The sequence below is a fragment of the Caballeronia sp. genome (genome assembly GCF_049581465.1).
Taxonomy (GTDB): domain Bacteria; phylum Pseudomonadota; class Gammaproteobacteria; order Burkholderiales; family Burkholderiaceae; genus Caballeronia.
In genome coordinates this window covers 1-1,689 of the sequence record NZ_JBAUSA010000711.1, presented here as the reverse complement: position 1 = coordinate 1,689, position 1,689 = coordinate 1, and the positions used below count along the sequence as shown (strand labels likewise).

The 1,689-nt window shown below is 57.8% G+C and carries 3 protein-coding genes; all 3 read left to right on the top strand.

Annotated elements, in window-relative coordinates; translation table 11 throughout:
• Positions 1-87: 87 nt before the first annotated feature.
• A complete protein-coding gene (locus WCA53_RS17480) occupies positions 88-513 on the top strand; it encodes an RbsD/FucU family protein (RefSeq protein ID WP_423913121.1) in 426 nt (141 codons plus the stop codon).
• A gap of 54 nt (positions 514-567) precedes the next feature.
• Positions 568-1,350: an inositol monophosphatase family protein gene (locus tag WCA53_RS17475; protein ID WP_423913116.1), complete on the top strand. Its 783-nt coding sequence runs from the start codon at positions 568-570 to the stop codon at positions 1,348-1,350.
• A 54-nt stretch (positions 1,351-1,404) separates the two neighbouring features.
• On the top strand, positions 1,405-1,689 hold a 285-nt coding region (locus tag WCA53_RS17470; RefSeq protein ID WP_423913112.1), incomplete at its 3' end, for an SDR family NAD(P)-dependent oxidoreductase.

Below are 1,689 nucleotides of genomic sequence, written 5' to 3'. Positions count from 1 at the left end.
ATTTGTTTAGAATACAAACAAATAGGAGGCAAACTGCGCTGGATATCAAAACGGCGAAGATGCCACTGACGTTTAACTGGAGACACCATGCTGAAAAACATTGACCCAATCCTCGGCCCCGATCTGCTCGCCATTCTTCGCGCAATGGGACACGGCGAGGACATTGCGATAGTGGATAGAAATTACCCAGCGTTGAGCGCCGGTCCTACGCTCATCCGACACGACGGCATTGACGGTCCCCGCACGCTCGATGCAGTCCTGTCGGTGTTACCTCTCGACAGCGGCGCGCAAGCCGTCGTGCGTATGGAAGTGCGCGACAAGCCTGACGAAGTCTTGCCGGTCATGAGCGACCTGATGAAAGTCGCGAAGCGGCACGCCCCGCAACTTGAAGTCGGCTCGTTGCCGCCGTCAGACTTCAAGAGCCGCGCATCGAAGGCGGTCGCCATCATCGTGACCGGTGAAACCCGCGTGTACGGGAACATCCTCGTGCGCAAAGGAACGCTGCCGGTCTGACCGTTTCGCCGCGCACACTCATGTTTTCTGTGGGTCTAAATTTCTGAGGCATATATGACTGATGTTTCGATGCATTTGCGATTTCTGGCGGCTTGCGCCATCGCGCGTGAAGCTGGACATCTTGTTCGCGCACGGTTCCAGCAGCGCGACGAAATGCTGAAGCTGCAGTTCAAGGGCCCGCAGGACTATCTGACCGAAACCGACGCTGAAGTCGAGAAGCTGATTGCCACGCGTCTGGCTGAATCCTTTCCTGACGATAGTTTCTTTGGGGAGGAGGGTGGCGGCGCATTTGGCCGAAAAGTGTGGATCGTTGATCCGATCGACGGAACGGCGGATTTCGCGCGAGGGGTACCTTACTTTTGCGTATCGATTGCGTTTGTTCAGGACGGCCGCGCCGAGATCGGTGTTCTTTACGATCCGATGCTCGACGAACTCTTTGCTGCGCAGCGAGGTCAGGGCGCAACGTTGAACGGTCAGGCGATCAAGGTAAGTCCGATCGATGACATACGGCAGTCCGTGGTTGAGTTGGGCTGGTCGGCGCGCGCGTCTTTCGACAGGTACGCAAAGGTTCTCACACGTTTGAATGAGCTTGGCGCTGGCGTGAAGCGACGGGGATCAGGCGCGCTTGGTCTGGCTTATGTCGCGATGGGGAGGCAAGACGCCTATTGCGAGTTGCACATCAATGCATGGGATGCGGCCGCCGCGGTGCTGCTGGTTGACGAAGCGGGCGGCTGGACCAACGACTTTCTGACGGAGGAATGTCTCAAAAGCGGCAATCGCGTCATCGCCTGCACGCCGAAACTCCGCGCGGTACTGGAAGACGCCATGGATGTCTGATCGAACGGTCGGTAAGACGCGGACCGCGTTGCAAATTTTAAATAGAGCAGAGCTATGACCGACGATCGAAATAATGCCTTTTCGCTGGTAGGCGAAATCGCTCTGGTAACAGGCGCCACGCGTGGAATTGGCCTTGCATGCGCAAGCGCACTCGGCAAGGCCGGCGCGGCGGTTGCGTTGGGTTGCAGGGACTTGGCCGCCGGGAATGCGCAGGCGGCTGACATGCACAAGCTCGGCATCAATGCAGTCGCGGTCCACATGGACATGCTTTCGCTGGACTCCATTTCTCAGGCCGTTTCGGTGGTGGAGTCAGACCTGGGTCCGCTTTCTGTCCTCGTC

What these genes read in the sequence shown, in the direction of transcription:
- WCA53_RS17475 (WP_423913116.1), top strand. Translation starts at nt 568, where the DNA reads ATGACTGATGTTTCGATGCATTTGCGATTTCTGGCGGCTTGCGCCATC.
- WCA53_RS17480 (WP_423913121.1), top strand. Translation starts at nt 88, where the DNA reads ATGCTGAAAAACATTGACCCAATCCTCGGCCCCGATCTGCTCGCCATT.